The sequence below is a fragment of the Methylomonas sp. MgM2 genome (genome assembly GCF_054172045.1).
On record NZ_JBSYXO010000007.1, the window covers coordinates 38,105 to 56,113 of the forward strand.

15 protein-coding genes are annotated in these 18,009 nt (G+C 51.4%); 3 read left to right on the plus strand and 12 right to left on the minus strand.

Annotation, left to right across the window (positions count from 1 at the left end; all coding sequences use genetic code 11):
- Positions 1–25: 25 nt before the first annotated feature.
- Both ACW73I_RS07610 and ACW73I_RS07615 read left to right on the plus strand, forming a co-directional pair.
- Positions 26–1,798, plus strand: coding sequence for an SLC13 family permease (locus ACW73I_RS07610; protein ID WP_458028642.1), 1,773 nt, complete (start codon positions 26–28; stop codon positions 1,796–1,798).
- Between the two features lie 69 nt (positions 1,799–1,867).
- The gene (locus ACW73I_RS07615) at positions 1,868–3,283 is read left to right on the plus strand and encodes an Nramp family divalent metal transporter (RefSeq protein ID WP_458028643.1); all 1,416 of its coding nucleotides are present in this window, start codon (positions 1,868–1,870) and stop codon (positions 3,281–3,283) included.
- Between the two features lie 18 nt (positions 3,284–3,301).
- On the opposite strand, the gene ACW73I_RS07620 is transcribed toward ACW73I_RS07615, so the two are convergent.
- Positions 3,302–4,216 (minus strand): LysR substrate-binding domain-containing protein, encoded by a 915-nt coding sequence (locus ACW73I_RS07620; RefSeq protein WP_458028644.1) that lies wholly within the window; start codon positions 4,214–4,216, stop codon positions 3,302–3,304.
- Between the two features lie 37 nt (positions 4,217–4,253).
- Positions 4,254–5,366 carry an alanine dehydrogenase gene (ald, locus tag ACW73I_RS07625; RefSeq protein WP_458028645.1) on the minus strand — a complete coding sequence of 371 codons (1,113 nt, stop codon included), beginning with the start codon at positions 5,364–5,366 and terminating at the stop codon, positions 4,254–4,256.
- 315 nt (positions 5,367–5,681) lie between these two features.
- On the opposite strand from ald, the gene ACW73I_RS07630 reads away from it, so the two are divergent.
- Positions 5,682–7,232: a hypothetical protein gene (locus tag ACW73I_RS07630; RefSeq protein ID WP_458028646.1), complete on the plus strand. Its 1,551-nt coding sequence runs from the start codon at positions 5,682–5,684 to the stop codon at positions 7,230–7,232.
- A gap of 111 nt (positions 7,233–7,343) precedes the next feature.
- Here ACW73I_RS07630 and ACW73I_RS07635 read toward each other — a convergent pair whose 3' ends face one another.
- From ACW73I_RS07635 to ACW73I_RS07680, 10 genes are all read right to left on the minus strand, one after another.
- Positions 7,344–7,589, minus strand: coding sequence for an FAD assembly factor SdhE (locus tag ACW73I_RS07635; RefSeq protein WP_458028647.1), 246 nt, complete (start codon positions 7,587–7,589; stop codon positions 7,344–7,346).
- Complete coding sequence (locus ACW73I_RS07640) at positions 7,586–8,368, minus strand: succinate dehydrogenase iron-sulfur subunit (RefSeq protein WP_458028648.1); 783 nt, start codon at positions 8,366–8,368, stop codon at positions 7,586–7,588. Before ACW73I_RS07640 ends, ACW73I_RS07635 begins: the two co-directional genes overlap by 4 nt.
- The gene (gene sdhA / locus ACW73I_RS07645) at positions 8,368–10,152 is read right to left on the minus strand and encodes a succinate dehydrogenase flavoprotein subunit (protein ID WP_458028649.1); all 1,785 of its coding nucleotides are present in this window, start codon (positions 10,150–10,152) and stop codon (positions 8,368–8,370) included. The genes ACW73I_RS07640 and sdhA overlap by 1 nt, the downstream gene beginning before the upstream one ends.
- Positions 10,136–10,522, minus strand: a complete 387-nt coding sequence (gene sdhD, locus ACW73I_RS07650) for a succinate dehydrogenase, hydrophobic membrane anchor protein (protein ID WP_458028650.1) — start codon at positions 10,520–10,522, stop codon at positions 10,136–10,138. Before sdhD ends, sdhA begins: the two co-directional genes overlap by 17 nt.
- Positions 10,519–10,905, minus strand: a complete 387-nt coding sequence (sdhC, locus tag ACW73I_RS07655; protein WP_458028651.1) for a succinate dehydrogenase, cytochrome b556 subunit — start codon at positions 10,903–10,905, stop codon at positions 10,519–10,521. Before sdhC ends, sdhD begins: the two co-directional genes overlap by 4 nt.
- Positions 10,906–10,938: 33 nt before the next feature.
- Positions 10,939–11,112, minus strand: a complete 174-nt coding sequence (locus ACW73I_RS07660; protein WP_458028652.1) for a DUF1674 domain-containing protein — start codon at positions 11,110–11,112, stop codon at positions 10,939–10,941.
- Between the two features lie 18 nt (positions 11,113–11,130).
- Positions 11,131–12,438: a citrate synthase gene (locus ACW73I_RS07665; RefSeq protein ID WP_458028653.1), complete on the minus strand. Its 1,308-nt coding sequence runs from the start codon at positions 12,436–12,438 to the stop codon at positions 11,131–11,133.
- 153 nt (positions 12,439–12,591) lie between these two features.
- Complete coding sequence (locus ACW73I_RS07670; protein WP_458028654.1) at positions 12,592–14,550, minus strand: CHAT domain-containing protein; 1,959 nt, start codon at positions 14,548–14,550, stop codon at positions 12,592–12,594.
- A 1-nt stretch (position 14,551) separates the two neighbouring features.
- A complete protein-coding gene (locus ACW73I_RS07675) occupies positions 14,552–16,066 on the minus strand; it encodes a metallophosphoesterase (protein ID WP_458028655.1) in 1,515 nt (504 codons plus the stop codon).
- Positions 16,067–16,533: 467 nt separating this feature from the next.
- Positions 16,534–17,802: a hypothetical protein gene (locus tag ACW73I_RS07680; protein ID WP_458028656.1), complete on the minus strand. Its 1,269-nt coding sequence runs from the start codon at positions 17,800–17,802 to the stop codon at positions 16,534–16,536.
- Positions 17,803–18,009: the final 207 nt, after the last annotated feature.

Sequence of the window (18,009 nt, forward strand, 5' to 3'; positions counted from 1 at the left end):
CTTTAGAAAAATTCAGAGGTGATGCATGGATTGGCACGGTTGGCTTACAGTGTTTGTAACCATAGGCGTTTTGCTAACGTTGGTCTTTTCCCGTTTTACCGCGGATATGGTCTTGATGGTTGCATTGACTATTTTAAGCGTTTCAGGCGTGTTGGATGCAAAACAAGCCCTAAACGGATTTAGTAACGAGGGCTTAATTACCGTCGCGGCAATGTTTGTGATCGCCGCCGGCATTAGTGCGACCGGCGGCGTTGAAATTGTCGTCAACAGCTTGCTCGGCAGCCCTAAATCAACTCGTGCCGCACTCTTTAGATTGGTATTGCCGTTGATTCCTTTAAGCGCGTTTCTGAACAATACGCCGGTTGTCGCAACCATGATCCCCGCGGTAACGCGCTGGTCGAAACGCATAGGCATCGCGCCGTCCAAGTTGATGATACCGCTGAGTTATACCTCCATTCTCGGCGGAACGTTGACATTGATCGGCACCAGCACCAACCTGGTACTGAACGGTCAATATCAAGCGCTAACCGGCAAAAAAGGTTTCGAACTGTTCGATATTACCTGGATAGGTTTACCCGTCGCGTTAGTAGGCGTCCTATTCATTATCGTGGTCCTGCCGTCGATTCTGCCGGATAGGCAAAGTGCTACGGAGCAGTTCGGCGACCGGAAAAAATATACCTTCGAAGTCGCCGTGGCCAATAACGGCCCGTTGGAAGGCGTAACCATCGCAAAAGCGGGGTTAAGAAATCTACATCGCATATATCTGGTCGAAATCGAACGCCATGGCAGCATCGTTACAGCGGTTTCTTCCGAGGAAAAATTACAAGGCGGCGATCGTTTGGTGTTTGTCGGCGAAACCAGTGCCATCGTCGATATTTTGCGTATCAACGGCCTAGTTGCGTCCGATAACCGAACCCCGGTGATCGAAAAAGACGCGCCTGAGCGCTGCTTGGTTGAGGCCGTGGTTTCCCAAAATTGCGACGGCATTGGTAAGGCGATCCGCGACAGCCACTTTCGAAGCCGATACGGCGCGGTCGTGCTGGCGGTCGCGAGAGACGGAGAGGCCATCAAGGGAAATCTCGGCTCGATCGAACTGCAAGCCGGCGATATTCTATTGCTGGAGGCCAGGCCCGCTTTCGTTACCAGGCAAAGAGTGGAAAGGGATTTTCTATTGATCAACGATTTAGAAGAAACGCGTCCGAATCACGACCGCGCGAGTCTGTCCTGGCTGCTATTACTGGGGGTGATCGCAGCGGCGACGTTCGGCATTACCAGCATGTTGAATGCGGCGCTGGTAGGTGCCGGACTGATGATATTGACCGGTTGTTGCAGCGTCGCCGATGCCAGACGCAGCCTGGATTTAACCGTGTTGATTAGTATCGCCGCCAGTTTTGCGCTGGGGAATGCCCTGCAAGCCAGCGGTGCCGCCGATTTCATCGCGCAAAACATACTATCCATCGCCGACGGTAACCCTTGGGTTTTATTAGGCTTAACTTATATAACCGTCTCGCTGATGACGGAAATCATTACCAACAACGCGGCGGCTTTGCTAATGCTACCCATCGTTCTGGCGATTACCAACAGCCAAGATTTGAATCCGGAGCCTTTCTTGTTCGCGACGATGATGGCCGCATCCGCCAGTTTTGCTACGCCGCTCGGCTATCAAACCAATTTGATGGTTTACGGGCCCGGCGGCTACCATTTCAAGGACTTCATTCGAGTCGGTGCGCCGATGAATATTGTGGTCGGTATCGCTTCGGTCGGTTTGATTCCCTTCATCTGGCCGTTACAACACTAAGTTAAACCACTTTGGCGGCATCACTGCTCGCTTGTTCGAATCATCAATTTTTTACCCTCGACATTCGCTATGAAGATCACCGATTTAACACAACTCTCGCGCCGCAGTGTGCCTAAATTTCCCGGATGGTGGGCGGCATTGGGCCCCGGCGTGGTGTGGATGGCGCTGGCGCAAGGCAGCGGTGAATTGATCTGGTGGCCTTACATGGTCGCGAAATACGGCCTGACCTTTTTGTGGCTGCTGGCCCCGGCCTGCTTGCTTCAATACCCGCTGAATTTGGAAATCGGCCGCTACACCATGTTAACCGGCGAGAGCATTTTCCACGGCTTCATACGCTTGAACCGCTACTTCGGCATTTTTTTATGGCTTTTGATGAGTGTGTCGTTTTTGTGGTTCGGCGCCTTCGCCTCGGCCGGCGGCACCGCATTGGCGGAATTAACGCATTGGCCTGAAGGCTGGGATCAACGCGGGCAAAGCCTGTTCTGGGGATACGCTTCGATTATGGTTTTTTTAATCGCGATATTGGCCAGCGGCGTAGTCTACACCTTGATCGAACGCTTTATGAAAATGGTGGCCGTGATTACGGTGTTGGGATTGCTGTCGGCCTGCATGCAAGACGAAGTGTTGACGACATTGCCGTCTTTCGCCGAAGGCCTGTTAGGTCCCGTGGGAGAAATGCCCAGGCCTTGGGAACCGGCGGACGCCAGCAAGTTATTAACGGCGATCACTTTTGCCGGACTGGGCGGTTTCTGGATTTTATTCTATTCGTATTGGCTGCGAGACAAAGGCGCTGCGATGGCCGGCTTGATAGGCCGGATTACCGGCTTGGGCGGGACCGAAGAAGCGGTGTTAAGCGATGGTTTCCTGCCGGCCGATGACGCGCCAAGCGCTAAAAACTGGTCGGCTTGGCGCCGCTTTCTCAGCGCCGACATCATGCTGGGCATCGTCGGCAATCTGTTGACGACGCTGATGACCTGTCTGTTGGCCTATGCCTTATTGTTTCCGAAGGGCTTGCTGCCGCAAGAATACGAATTGGCCGTGGTACAGAGTCAATTTTTCGCGGTCAGTTGGGGCGAAATAGGCCGACTGTTGTTTCTGCTTGTAGCGGCGGCATTTTTGACCGATACTTGGCTGGCGACAGCCGATGCGGTCAGCCGTATTCAGGCCGACATCGTCATGACCCTGTTCCCGAAAAGCCGGCGCTTGTCGGCCCGGCAATGGTATTACCTCTTTTTAGGCTTACTGACCGTCATTACGTCGTTCACCATGCAACTGGATGCACCCGGCCCCTTGATTCTGACCAGTGCACTGATCGGCTTTATCGGCACCATCATTTTTCCGGTTGCCTTGTACCGGCTTAATTATAAACTGTTACCGCCGCATCTGCCGGCCTGGGCCCGTCCGCGCCGGCGCCCCTGGTTATTAGGCATCAGCTTTTTGGCATATTTGATACTGGCGACACTCTATATGACGTTTAGCTGGTGAAAGTTGGTAGTTAAGAACTCAATTCGACGTAATCGAGCGCCTTTTCAACTGCGCTTGTTTTAACAGCTCATCGATAAAATACCGGCAATATGAGGGTAAATACAACTGTTTGAGGTAAGCAATTTTGGTCACTAATGCAGGCAGTAAATGCCTCAATTCCAGGGCGACCAGATCGCTGTCTTTGTTGGCTTCGTAAGAGGTTTCCGCAATGATACCTACTCCCAGCCCCAGCCGAACATAGGTTTTGATCACATCCGAATCGGCCGCGGCCAGTATGATATCCGGATGCACACCGGCTTCGCCGAAGGCTTTCTCGATGGCCGAGCGGCCGGTGAATCCGGGACTGTAGGTTAGAATCGGCTGTTCCACCAGGCGCTGCAAACTGAGCTCACCCCCGATTAGACTATGGCCTTTCGGAACGACGGCAACGTGATACCATTCATAGCAAGGCCTGAAGATCAAATCTTCATCCTCGGCCAATTTTTCGGTACAAATAGCGATGTCGGCTTGATGGTTATGTAACAGGTCGATCAGATTATCGGGAGAAGACTGCACCATGTATATTTTGATGCCCGGGTATTTTTCTCTAAACTTCTGTACCGGGGCCGGCAACAGAAATTTAGCCTGTGTGTGTGTCGTTGCTATGTGTAAGGTACCGTTACGATTGGCCCGAAAATCGTCGGCCATACTTTGAATGTTCTTCTTGGCTTGGTGAATATGCTCGACTTCAGCCATGATGCGCTGGCCCAACGGCGTCAATCCCAACAGTCGTTTCCCATGACGTTCGAACAGGGGGGAACCGAGCTCTGTTTCTAACAGCTGCAATTGACGACTGACCGCCGATTGCACCACGTGCATTTTTTCCGCAGCTTTACTGAGGTTGAAATGCGTTTCTTGAAGCACGCGCAGCAATTCCAATTGGTTCAGGTTCATCCCAGTTCAATTCGCAGGTTTAATTACCGGCACGGAATTAGTCGAATCCATCGGGAAATATTCTAAATTTATCCTGCATCGCATAGGTTTCGGCCACCGGTTGACAAGTAATATAACCTTGATGCGTGTTCAAGGCTTTGCCGAATCCAGGCTCGTCCGCCAATGCCGCCATACCTTTATTCGCCAATTTAACCACGTACGGCAAGGTCGCATCGGTCAATGCCACCGTCGAGGTCCGAGGGTACGCACCCGGCATGTTGCCGACACAGTAATGAATAACGCCGTGTTTTTCGAATACGGGATCTTCATGTGTCGTAACGTGCGAGGTTTCCACACACCCGCCTTGGTCAATGCTGACATCGACGATCACCGAACCGGCTTGCATGCTTTGCACCATGGCTTCCGTAACCACGTGCGTCGCGCGAGCGCCATGCATCAGCACGCCACCGACGACCAAATCGGCCGCGCGTACCCGTTCGGCAATGGTAGAGGGTGTAGAAATAATATAGTCGATTTCTCTGGAAATTTCGCGCTTCAAACGGTCGGCGTTTTCCGGAAATAAACCGGCAATCGTCACATTCGCGCCCAAACCCACCGCAGTCTTGGCCGCATGCTGACCGACCACGCCATCGCCGATAATCAACACATTGCCGTGGCGTTTGCCTAATACCGAGCCTAACATAACGCCTCTTCCACCCTTGTAAGTTGCCAGATAATGAGCCCCCATTTGCACCGCCATGTTCCCCGCCACCGCGCTCATCGGCGCCAGTAACGGCAAGCGTCCGTTGCCGTCTTCCAAGGTTTCGTAGGCGACTGCCGTCGTTTTCGCATTCAATAGTGCCTCGGTCAAAGCGAAAGGAACTCCGGCCAAATGAAAAAAAGTGAACACGATTTGCCGTTTCAGAAATTGATACTCGGACTCTATCGGCTCCTTGACCTTGACCACCAATTCTTTATCCCATGCTTGTTCGGTGTTCACGATCTGCGCACCGGCTTCTAGATAAAGCTGATCGCTAAATCCGGAACCGATGCCGGCGCCCTGCTCGACGAAAACCCGGTGCCCATGTTCGATTAATTGCCTGGCGCCGTCAGGCGTCAATCCAACTCGATTCTCTCTGGGTTTGATTTCTTTTATCAGACCGATCTGCATGACGTCGCCACCCTATCCCATCGTTTAAAAATAGATAGGTATGAGTATTGCTAAGCAATGTTGTCCTGTCAATGCCGGTAATTGGCCGAATTTCGGAATAAACAAATTCACATTAGTAAACCCCCCTATCGTTAAGTCACAATTTAACATGACAGCTAAGTAGACCCGGTCTAATTCGGCGTTCGCAAGCGCTGCAATTTACATAATTGTGATCAGGACGCCCGCCGTGTGTTGTTTTAGTTTTGCTGACACGCGAACGTAATAAATTTAATTTATAAAGCAAGCTTATTTTCATCATTCCACCGGTCAACGAATATGAAGTTGTTTGCGATAGGCGATAGTTTGACCCAGGGCTTCATGTCAGGCGCCGCAGCTCAGGCGAATCAGAGCTATGTCAAGTTGATAGCCAATGCTATACAAGCCTCTCCGTTCGATGTCTGCGATTACTGGCCTCGCGGCGGCATGCCGTTAAATCTTGAAGAGTTGCTGCGGACATTGGAAAAGCGCTTCGGAGACAATATCTTAGGCCCGATAGAATGGCCGCTGGCATCGAATGTCATCTCTAATTTTCTGGACTCGTCCGAAGATTACTGGGAAAGAGGACAAGGTGAGCTCACGGCTCCCTATCCTTTTCCGCAGCCCTATTTTCATAACAGCGCGGTCTGGGGCATGCGCATCGCCGACGCCTGGAATTTGAATGCCGCTCTCGCCCGAGACTTGGTCGAAATCGACAAAGACGCCCAAGGCGATGGTTGGTTTGCGATACCCGGCGCTCCTTTTTATCGCACGGTCAATCGCCTGTTAAATCCCCGGCAAACACCGGATTGCGATCGCCTTTCCGCTTTAGACTGGTTGGAAAAGCATGTCACCGGCTCGCAACCCTCCGATAATCAAGCCGGCGTCGAGAACTTGATAGTCTGGCTAGGAAACAATAATGTGCTGGGAACAGCGTTGTCGCTAAAGCCTCATCAGACCACCCCGATAGAATGGGCGGGCAAGACTTGTTTGCCGCACGAGCTGCCGCATTATGCGCGAGAGTTCCTGGATAACAATGAACCACGTAATTGGAATCTGTGGCGCCCCGATCATTTCGACGCCGAATACAGGGAATTGATTCGCCGTATCGACCTGATCATGAGCCGGAATCCGGAACACACCAATTGGAACGTTTTCGTCGCCAATGTGCCTCACGTCACCATTATTCCGCTGATCAAGGGCTTAGGCGAACAATACGTCATCAAACGACCCAATCGGCAAGGTCAGCCGGTCGACCGTATTTACTTCAAATATTACGCCTACTTCTTTTTGACCGAAGAGAATTTACATTCCGGTTGGGATTATCTGACCTTGCAGGACGCGCTATTCATCGATGACAGCATCGACCGCTACAATCAATCGATAGACCGAATCCTGAAAGAGTACAACGACCAGCATGAAACCAAGCGCTATCATCTAATCGACACTAACGATGCCTTGGCTAATTTGGCCTGGAAGCGTAACAACGGCATGCCTACGTACTCCTTGCCGGAACCGCTCAAATTCAGGTATCCGCCGGTCAATACCAAGTATTACAACGCAGCGTTCAACGGCGACAAAAACGTACTTAAAGACGGCGGCATTTTCAGCTTAGACGGCGTTCATCCGACTGCCATCGGTCACGGCATTATCGCGAGCGAATTTTTGAAAGTCATGCGTCAGGCGAATGTGACCGACAGTCGCGGCGAACTTGCCGACGACCATTCCCTGCCGTGGGAAGACATCATCCGTTCCGACACGCTCTATCAAAAGCCGATCGCTTTGGTCAAAGAGCTTTATCAACACCGCGAACTGTTCGATCTTTTCAAGCGCATCGGTAACATTTTCTGATTGAGTCAGCCCGTCTTGCGGCGGACCGGCAAACGATAATCCGCATCCACGGAATCGGCCTGGCTACAACGCTGTTTGAAATCGGAATCCGGTGGCCGTTAGCGGGATAGGTCAGCAATCTACCGGCAACTTTCTAATTTCGGCTACCAAACCGGCAATTTCCGTAGACAAGGGCGCTCGCTCCCCCATCAAGTAAGCCATCAATTCGCTATCTTCCAATTCCAATAAGTCCAAGAAGCCTTGCCTTTCCGTTTCATTTGCGATAGGGAAGCGCTGGTCCAAATATCGAGTCAGCATCAAATCCAACTCTAAGGTGCCGCGCCGGCAACGCCAGCGCAGCTTGTTCGGATCGATCATGAATAACCGCGTTGCACCAGCATTTTCTTGATTTCGGCGATGGCTTTGGCCGGATTTAGGCCTTTCGGGCAGGTCTCGGTGCAATTCATGATGGTATGGCAACGATAGAGTTTGAACGACTCGTTCAATTCGGACAAACGTGCGTCGTCCGCCGTATCGCGGCTGTCCGCCAGCCAACGATAAGCCTGCAATAAAATCGCGGGACCAAGGTAGCGGTCGCCGTTCCACCAGTAACTCGGGCAACTGGTCGAACAACAGGCGCACAGCACGCACTCGTACAGGCCGTCCAGTTTGGCGCGCTCCTCGTGGCTTTGAACACGTTCACTCCCTGTCGGCGCTTCAGCATCATTCGTCAACCAGGGCTGAATCGACTCGTATTGCTCGAAGAAATGCGTCATATCGGCAATCAAATCTTTGATCACGGACATGTGCGGCAAAGGGAACAGCTTGATCGTGCCTTTGTAATCGCTGATGGCTTTGGTGCAAGCCAATGTGTTGCGCCCATTGATATTCATCGCGCAGGAGCCGCAGACCCCTTCGCGGCAGGAGCGCCTAAAACTCAGCGTGGAGTCGATTTCGTTTTTGATTTTTAAAATCGCATCCAACACCATGGGTCCGCAATGGTCCATGTCGATTTCGTAGCTATCGACGCGCGGATTCTCGCCGGAATCCGGGTCCCATCGATAAACCTCGAAGCGGCGAACGTTTTTCGCGCCGTTGGCCTTAAAGGATTTACCTTTGTTAACCACCGAGTTTTTGGGCAAGCTAAATTCGACCATTAGTAAACCCTCTCTTTAGGCGCGATCACTTCGACTTCGTCGGTCAGTGTGAATAAATGCACGGGCCGATAATTAATCCTGACTTCGTTGTCTTCCCGCCAGGTTAATGTATGTTTCAACCAATTCTCGTCGTCGCGCTTGGGAAAATCTTCGCGCGCATGTCCGCCGCGGCTTTCCTGGCGATTGGCCGCCGCGGCCATCGTGACGTGAGCCTGGCCCAGCAAATTGTCCAATTCCAATGTCTCGACCAGATCGGTGTTCCAAATCAACGATCGATCGCTGACTTTCACCTCCGAAAACGAAGCCGCAACCTCGGCGATTTGCTTCACGCCTTCCTGCAAGGTGGTTTCGGTACGAAACACGGCCGCTTTCGATTGCATCGTGGTTTGCATGTCCAAGCGGATCTCGGCCGTTGAGCGGCTGCCGTTCGCGTGACGAAGCCGGTCGAAACGGCTAAGCGACTTTTCGCACGCATCCTTGAGCAAGGGCTTGTGCGGCATGCCGGGTTTGATCAGTTCGGCGCAACGTATGGCCGCTGCTCTGCCGAATACGACGATGTCCAGCAGCGAATTGGAGCCCAAGCGATTGGCGCCGTGCACCGACACGCATGCGGTTTCGCCGATGGCCATCAAACCGGGTATGACGTAATCGGGGTTGCCTTCTCTCAAGGTCACCACTTCCGCTTTGTAATTGGTCGGTATGCCGCCCATGTTGTAATGGACCGTGGGCAATACCGGAATCGGCTGCTTGGTGACATCGACACCGGCAAAAATGCGCGAGGTTTCGGCGATGCCGGGCAAGCGCTCGTGTATCAGGGCCGGATCCAGGTGTTCCAAGTGCAAATAAACATAATCCTTCTTTGGACCGACCCCGCGTCCTTCGTTGATTTCCACCGTAATGGCCCGGCTGACGACGTCGCGCGACGCCAAATCCTTGGCATGCGGCGCATAGCGCGGCATAAAGCGCTCACCTTCGGAGTTCGTCAAATAACCGCCCTCCCCGCGCGCGCCCTCGGTGATCAAACAGCCGGCCCCGTAGATTCCGGTCGGATGAAATTGCACGAATTCCATGTCCTGCAGCGGCAATCCGGCCCTTAATACCATGCCGTTGCCGTCGCCGGTAACGGTGTGGGCCGAAGTGCAGGAGAAGAAGGTCCGGCCATGGCCGCCCGTTGCCAATACGGTTTGATGCCCGCGAAACAGGTGTATGGAGCCGTCGTCCAAGCACCATGCCAGCACCCCCAGGCATGCGTCGTCCTCCATGATCAGATCCAAAGCGATGTATTCGACGAAAAATTCGGCTTTGTGTTTCAAGGCCTGCTGATACAGCGTATGCAGAATGGCATGACCGGTGACGTCGGCCGCCGCACAGGTCCGTTGCGCTTGGCCCTTGCCGAAATGGGTGGACATGCCGCCGAACGCGCGCTGATAGATTTTGCCTTCCGGGGTGCGTGAGAACGGAACGCCGTAATGCTCCAGCTCGATGACCGCCGGAATGGCTTCGCGGCACATGTACTCGATAGCGTCTTGATCGCCCAGCCAATCCGAGCCTTTGACCGTGTCGTACATATGAAAGCGCCAGTCATCCTCGCCCATGTTGCCCAAAGCCGCGCTGATGCCGCCCTGTGCCGCCACCGTGTGACTGCGGGTAGGAAACACTTTGGTGATACAGGCCGTCTTGAGACCTCTCTCGACCATGCCGAAGGTCGCGCGCAAGCCGGCTCCGCCAGCTCCCACCACCACGACGTCGTGTTGATGTTCGATGATGTTATATGCAGAAGCCATAGTTACCTTGCGTATATAGAATGAACGCGATTGCGCTTACCGCCGCAATACCCAAAATCAGAAAACACAGATTCGATGCAAAAATCACGCCCTGCCTAATTGAAATGGTCGATACGTAATCTTCGATGACGACTTGCACGCCCAACGCGGCGTGATAAATCACCGCGACGGACCAGATTGCGATGGCTGCCGCGTTAAGCGGCGACGTCAGCCAGTCGACGGTGTCGGCGTAAGATGCGTTCATGGCTTTGTTCAGGAACGCTAACAACCAAAACGACAAAGGAATAAGTAATAAGGAAGTGATACGCTGATGCAGGAAATGTGTGGTGGCATGGTTTGCCGATCTTCGGTCGGCCGTTCTGGATGTCATAAGATGCCCCGCTCGAACAGGAAGAAAGTCGTTGCCGTTAACGCGATTGAACCGATTAATTCAAGAACGGCGAAAATCGTCAGCCTTTCGCGCTCCAGACCTTTGCCCATGTCCCAAATCAAATGGCGTATGCCATGGCAAAAATGAAAGAACAGGGCAAAAATAAAGCCCCAGAAAATCAATCGACAGAACCATGTGGACATGAAAGCCTGCATACTCAGATACGGACTCTCGCCGGCGACGATGGTACCCAATACGTAAACGAACAATATCAGGCCTAGCGATAATAAAATACCGGTTATGCGGTGGGTGATGGAAATCAATCCGGTTAAGGGTAAACGGTAAACTTGCAGGTGAGGAGAGAGTGGTCTGTTTGCTAACATGGTTTACCCTAATGTGTTTGAAAAGTCGCCTCGCTAAAAATCGACACAACGGCCTTTTCGTTCCCAATCGCCGAAGCGAGTAGGTTCGGGGCCTTTCGGTCCGTCGACTTCTTTGGTTCGGCCGCTTTCGGTCGGCTGATTCGACTCAGGCAGCTTGTGTTGGACTGCCCGTGCCGAAAGTTCGCGATCGGTTTGATCGTTTTTCATGTCCATGTGACGAAAGATTTAGCGTTCGTTGATAGCAAGGTATTCGCGCCGCGTCGGGCCGATGTATAACTGTCTCGGCCGGCTAATGGGTATGGCCGACTCTTCCATCATTTCCATCCAATGCGCTACCCAACCGGCGGTTCTGGCTATCGCGAACATAACAGTAAACATTTCGACCGGAATATTCAATGCCTTATAGATAATTCCAGAGTAAAAATCGACATTGGGATAAAGTTTGCGCTCGATGAAGTATTCGTCCTTCAAAGCCTGTTCTTCCACGGCTAGCGCCAGTTCGAACAACGGGTCATTGGTTTGAGTCTTTTTCAATACCTCGTGACAGGTTTTCCGGATGATAGTCGCCCGCGGATCGAAATTTTTATAGACCCGATGCCCGAAACCCATCAAGCGGAACGGATCGTCCGTATCCTTAGCCTTGGCGATATATTTAGGCACGTTTTCGACCGTGCCGATTTCGGCCAACATGTTCAATACCGCCTCGTTGGCGCCGCCGTGCGCGGGCCCCCACAGCGCCGCGATACCGGCCGCGATACATCCGTAGGGGTTTGCACCGGTACTGGCCGCCAAGCGCACGGTCGACGTGCTGGCATTCTGTTCGTGATCGGCATGAAGAATGAACAAGAGGTTCAGAGCCTTGACGAAATCCTGATCGATATAATGGTCCTGATCGATATAATTTTGCGAGGAGCGCGAGAACATCATATTCAAGAAATTTTCGCAATAACTCAATTCAATCCTAGGATAAACAAACGGCCTGCCAACCGAGTGCCTATATGAGGCCGCGGCGATCGTCGGCATTTTTCCGATCAAACGGGTCGCCGCCACCATGCGTTGCTTTGGATCTCTGATGTTTAAGTCGCTATGATAAAAAGCCGATAATGACCCTACCACGCCGACCAGCATCGCCATTGGATGGGCATCGTAATGAAATCCGTCGAAAAATTTGCGTAAAGACTCGTGAATAATGGCCCTGTCGTTGATTTCAAGGTTGAAATCCCTTAACTGAGTTTCATTGGGCAATTCGCCGTTCAATAGCAAATAAGCCACCTCGGTGAATTCGCAGTTTTCCGCCAACTGCTCGATCGGGTAACCGCGGTACAACAACACGCCGTTATCGCCGTCGATGTAGGTAATTTTGCTTTTGCAACTTGCTGTAGAAATAAAACCAGGATCGTGAGTGAAGCAACCTAAGTCTTTATACAGGTTGCGGATATCCACCGTATCGGCGCCCAGCGTGCTTTTCAAAAGTGGGTATTCGACTTGTTTGCCGCTCCCCTTATGCTTTATCAGCAACGTATCATTTGCCATAACGTTCTCTATATCCTAAATGATTAGCTTACAAATCCGGACCGAATTATCACATAGGCAGATGCATACTCCAACCCGGCACCGTAATCGTTTAAATAGACTCTGCCGCAAGGAATAACGCTTAGCATTTGATTTCGTTATATAACTCTTGGTTTAGGCGCTCAGAATTTTGAGCGCCTGTTCAGCATATTCTTTCCATTGACTGTTATGCCAGAAATTTAAATACCGTTTGAACTGGCGCCTGGTCGATAGCAATGGAAAGGCATCGCCGGTAGCAAGCTCGACTATTTCCTTGCAACAACGATGAATCTCTTTTTTCGCCAATTTCTGGTCCGCCTCTTCGCCGTAGACGGCGCTCAGCAAGTGTAATTCGGCCAAGGTGCCTAATTCAAAAATTCGATTTTCCCCGGTCGCATTGCGGCACCCCCATTCCGCAATTTGACAAGCGGCCACCCAGGTTTTGCCGTATTCGTTCTTCAGTTGGCCGCTGTCGGTTTCGGTCTTAAATGATTTAAGAACGGCAAGAATCGATAAATGTTGCGTAATAACCCAGTCGTTGGTGGGCTGGGCTTCCAAAGCCTGTTTATAAAAATCCCTGGATACCTCATACGCCTTTTTACTGTCCACCGGTTTCTTGGCTAAAGAGTAAGCTATACCGATACGCTTCTCGCTCGCGGCACTGACCCCGAAACGCTCGGCAACTTCTTCAGGCGACGAAGTCTTATCCAGCTCTTTACGCCAATTTTTGAGGTCGGTTCGTATCGATTCGCACAGACTGGTCAGCTCCTCCATTTGTTGGCCATCAAGGACATCGATCGCTTTAGATTGATCCCCCGTATCATTGAGACCCAAGAGTTCGTCTATTCGGGCAAATTTGCAATTCACTTTTCTATGTGTCTGCTTATCCCTGAAACAATGAACCTGTTGATCAAAATCCTTAGGCAAGGTTGAATAGGCCACTATACTGGCCCAATCATGAGTTCCGGGTGAATCGGTTCGCAACCGCTGCCTTAGATCATATAGCACCCAGCGAGGATCTTCGCCGCTAAGCATGCCTTTGTACAACACTTCGGCCGCAATGGCCGACGCCTTCATCCACAATGGAAACTGAGAGGCAATGACCCACGGAATACCGGCGGCGTTTAACTCGTGCGCGATGCTCCCTCCCGGCGTAATCACCGTTTCGATATTGCCGGAATCACAGGTCGCCAGCGTGACAACCGTTGGCCGAAACCGCGCCGTGCCGGACGAATCGCGCGCTGTCAGCGCGATCGCAAGACGTTCGCCATCGACGACATCTTTGGCTTGATCATAGTCGTTGCATAATGCCACGCCATAACGATCTTCGCCCGCATACTTGTAAGTATCGCCATGCGCCAAGATATGAACATGCGTATATTCATTTGATGCGCACTCTTTCCGTATTTTTTCCAGACTGGCGTTTGGTAGAACGGTCAATAATTTCTTGATTGCCGGCAGGCGCTCGGCGTGGCTATCTTTTCTCGGAACCCATGGTTCTATCGCTTCGCGAAGCGCTTGCAAATGTGTCTGAGAAGGGACGTAAAGACCATCCGGCGCAGCAAACGCAAACAGGATTCGTGGCGTACGGTTCCAGTTAACCGGCAGCGGCGTTCCCCGCCTGACTTCGCGAGTAATGCTTATCGGCATACGCATCTGCAAAAACAGCGGCGATCCCGAGCCCGGAAAACCATCCGGCCCGACGGTAGCCTCGAAAGGAATCATACCGAGTTCCAACCCCGATAAAGACAGCCTCAGGTGTATCAACTTGCTGTTTTCCAAACAGGCATTGCTCAACTCGGCCAAAAAGGCCGGCACTTGTCCGAAAACGCCGCCTATCGTCTCGCCGATATCGCGCACTTCCGACTGTCGCTGCTCGTCTGTAGCGGGATCCTTTTCCGCCGGATAACGTAAGCGTCTGAGTCGCATCAACAACTGCCTATGCTCAAACGGCATCCGCACTGTGACCGGTCCACCCTCGCCGCATAACGCAATATAAGGCGTTAATGGGGAAAGCAACTGATTGTGTGCCGGGCCAGGTCTAAGCAACTCGAGTTTGACATTGCCGATCGTGGCATCGTTAACTGTTTTCATATCAACCCCTGGCAAATGCTTTCACTTCGGTTGGCATCCCTTTGCCGTCGCCTTCGACGCGGCTGAGGCGTCCTACGATTTTTCCGTTTTCTTTTTTAATCGATACGGCACTGGTTTGATTCAGCACAAACGGCACTTTTTTGCCGGTCGCGTCTTTAAATTCCGCTTTGTCTATCAGTTCCATCCGCCCTTGCCGATCGACTAAAAGTTCATAAACGGGTTTAAAGGAAGCCTGATCCTTCAACATGGTACCGGTAAAACGGAGCAAACGTATCCAAGTGCCGCAATTGAAATAAAAGCGGTTATCGCCCATATCGATCGCCCGTTCTAAATGCGTGTGGCCGGTCACAACGAAATCGATCGAATCGCCTATGTTAGCGGTCACGTCATTAAAAGTGTCGTCTTTATTATCGAGCACGAAAGTCTGATCGTCTTTTAGCCAGTCCAAAAGCGCGCGCCGCAACGCTTCGTCCTTAGATACTCCGGTTAAACGGTCCCAGATCAATTGCGGCACCCCTAGCGCCTCTTCCGGAGTGGCTACCAATGCCGACGGCTGTCCTAAATTTTTCTCGGCTTCCAGCAACATCTTATCCACATCTTCCGGCACATCGCCTCGCTGAGCCTTGATGCCGGCCGTGAGATTAGGTCCTAACAACTGGTCGACCCTAAGCTCCGACGCTTCCACTTGCTCATGAGGTATGAAACCTTCCGCCGACAAACGTTGATCTTTCTGTTTGTTTCCTTTGATTTTTTCGCCGATGATGGACGCCAATTTTGCGATTTTTGTTGCTTGGCTTGGGTCAAGTACCAGCAGCGTTCCTACCGCTGCGTTGGTTTCGGGTTTCAGTAGATCGATCCATTTATAGGTCTTTTTCACCTCGTTCATCACTTCTTTGACCATACGGGTACCGGCATTGGGGCACCATTCGCTAGGATCGAGCGAACGGTCGGCGTTCAGACGGCGGGAAACTTTGGCTAAGTCTTCATAGCGGTTGTAATTCCAGGCATCGACTTCGTTGCCATGGGTGCAATAGACTTTTGCATCGCCGACCGTGCAAGTGTAACCGGCGCCGGTGGTTGAAAATATAATACGGGCCCGCTTTAACAAGTCGTCGCCCGCCAACCGCCAGACGATCAAACTTTGCACGGTCGGAAAAGCCATCTCGATATCATGGTTGCCTATCACAAAGACCAAGCTGCGCCGCTCTTTTCCGACAAATTTTTCCAACGCGTCCCAAACGACTTTAAATGAATCATCTTCCATAATGCGTTGAACCGTTTCAACAGCGTCATCGACAGCGACATAACCTTTGATATCTTCCGCCAACGTATCAAATACGTCGCCGTTCAGTACCAGAGCGACCTTTCCCTCCGGAGCTTGTTCAGATACCCATCCGATATACCCGGCCAATCGACCGGTTTCCCGCAATATCTGAAAGCCGGTTTTACCTCCCATATGGATGTCCGAGATCACATGTACTTCATCGTATTCGGGGAATTGTTTGAAAGCGGTCATGGTTAGTCCTCGCTGGCTGATGATGTTTGTAAACTAAAAATTCGTTTCGGATGCGTAGTCAGATTGCCTATCCTTCTTAACCGTCATCCAAATCAACTACAGTGCTTATCTATTTAATGCTTACCCGGTGTTAACGGCCGCTACGCCGGCTCAAAATACTGCGCGCAAAACCAAGCGTCGAATTTTATGTGAGTATAGTCACAATTTGACATCCGATGACAGGAAATGCGACTAGCCGCATCAAGCGGAGTTAAAAACATAGACTATTGATTTTTAGAATATTTTTTACCGGAACCCTTGAACTTAGAATCTAAGGGGATCGATTCGTATATCCTATAGATCAACGCCTTATCTTATGCCTGTCTTTAAATCATGCCCGCTAATCGGCCGCGCCGACAGGACAATCCGTTTTCGAAACTGACCGGTTTTTCAGGCTTTGATTAAGCATGCCGGGCGTAACGTCGGAGTCAAAACGCATTCAGATCGGCAGGTATCCTAGGTATGATTTCCAACAGATCTTCCGACTTGACCACTTCCAAAAAAGCTTCAGTTTGCGAGCCGCTTATAGCGTACTCGCTACCGTCCCACATGGCCGCACGCAACACGATGCTGGCACTGTTTACCGGTAACGGCAAAGATATCCGTTCTGACCAAGTCAGATAACCGTTAATCGGCGCCTGCGGGCTTATGATCTGTCTATCGAAGTATTCTATCCATTGCCATTCGCAGGCCTGATAGGGATGCTCACCCGCATTCGACCCTTTTTTGCCGGCATCCAATCGAACTTCAATGGCAAAACCCCGTTCATCGTTGGACGCAATAGAACATCCCTTGCCAGCCTCTCCCCACACTCTCACTTGCTGAAGCGACGCCGGCATGATCCGCCAACCCGTTTCGTGCGGACCTTGAGACAATATCTTGGACTCGCCCCGCCCCGCCCAATAGAACTGGCGACTTCCTTCCCATGTGTCGCGCACGCTATCCCGGGTCTTGACTTGCAACGTAAATTCAGCCAGCGTTTGCGGTAATTGCAGTACCGGGAGAACGACCCATTCCCGCTTTTTTTTCGAGCTCAGATAACCGAATTCAAGATTGCTAAGCTTGGCTTTGGTTCTATCGAATTCAAAGTGAGATAAGGGTATCGAAAAAACCGCTTCCCGATTGGATAACGAAATTCGGCGGGCAAATTTACCGTCCGACAGCTTAATTCTTGGATCGGCCTTCTTGAAATTAATGCCGCGGATCTTAAACTCAACCGCGCTACTTACTCCCGGATAAATGATGCGTGGCGCGTAACTGAAAACAGCCGGTTTGCCGTGAAACAACGTCGCATTAGAGTCGGCCAAGGTTGTCAGTTCGGAAACCATCATCGAGGCCTGATTCTGGCTATCGCTATCTTGCATCAATTTTTCGGCGGCGACATAGGCAACTTCGACGAATTGTCGTTGCGGCTTGTCCAATGCCAGGTAAACCTTATCTTCAAAACCATTATTCGCTTTTTCCCAAGTATCGGTGATACTCTTTAATTCGGTTCCGCTTTTAAATAGCCGGTAATTTCCGTCGTTTTCAGCCAAATCGACAACGCCGTTAACGGACAGACGAATATCTTCCAATAATCCAGCCACGCTCGCGTCTCGGGCAATCAATTCGGGTGCGATATTCAGCTGGGCGGAAGCGCCATGACTACGAATACACGTAAGCATTATTAGAATAAAGATCGTCGCGGTTTTGTTCATAACTGTTGCCTCGGCCGAGCAAAAACCCGTTTGAATTTGGCTACACTGCCGTGGGTAAAGTAAGGCAGATGAGGTGTATCGTATTGTTGGCGATTTGAAACACAAAGATTACTTGTTCAAAAATAAGTTAATTCCTCGTCATTTGACCATGCGATTTTCGCCACGATATGTATAAATACCAAGCCCGTATGAGCCACTCATACGGTT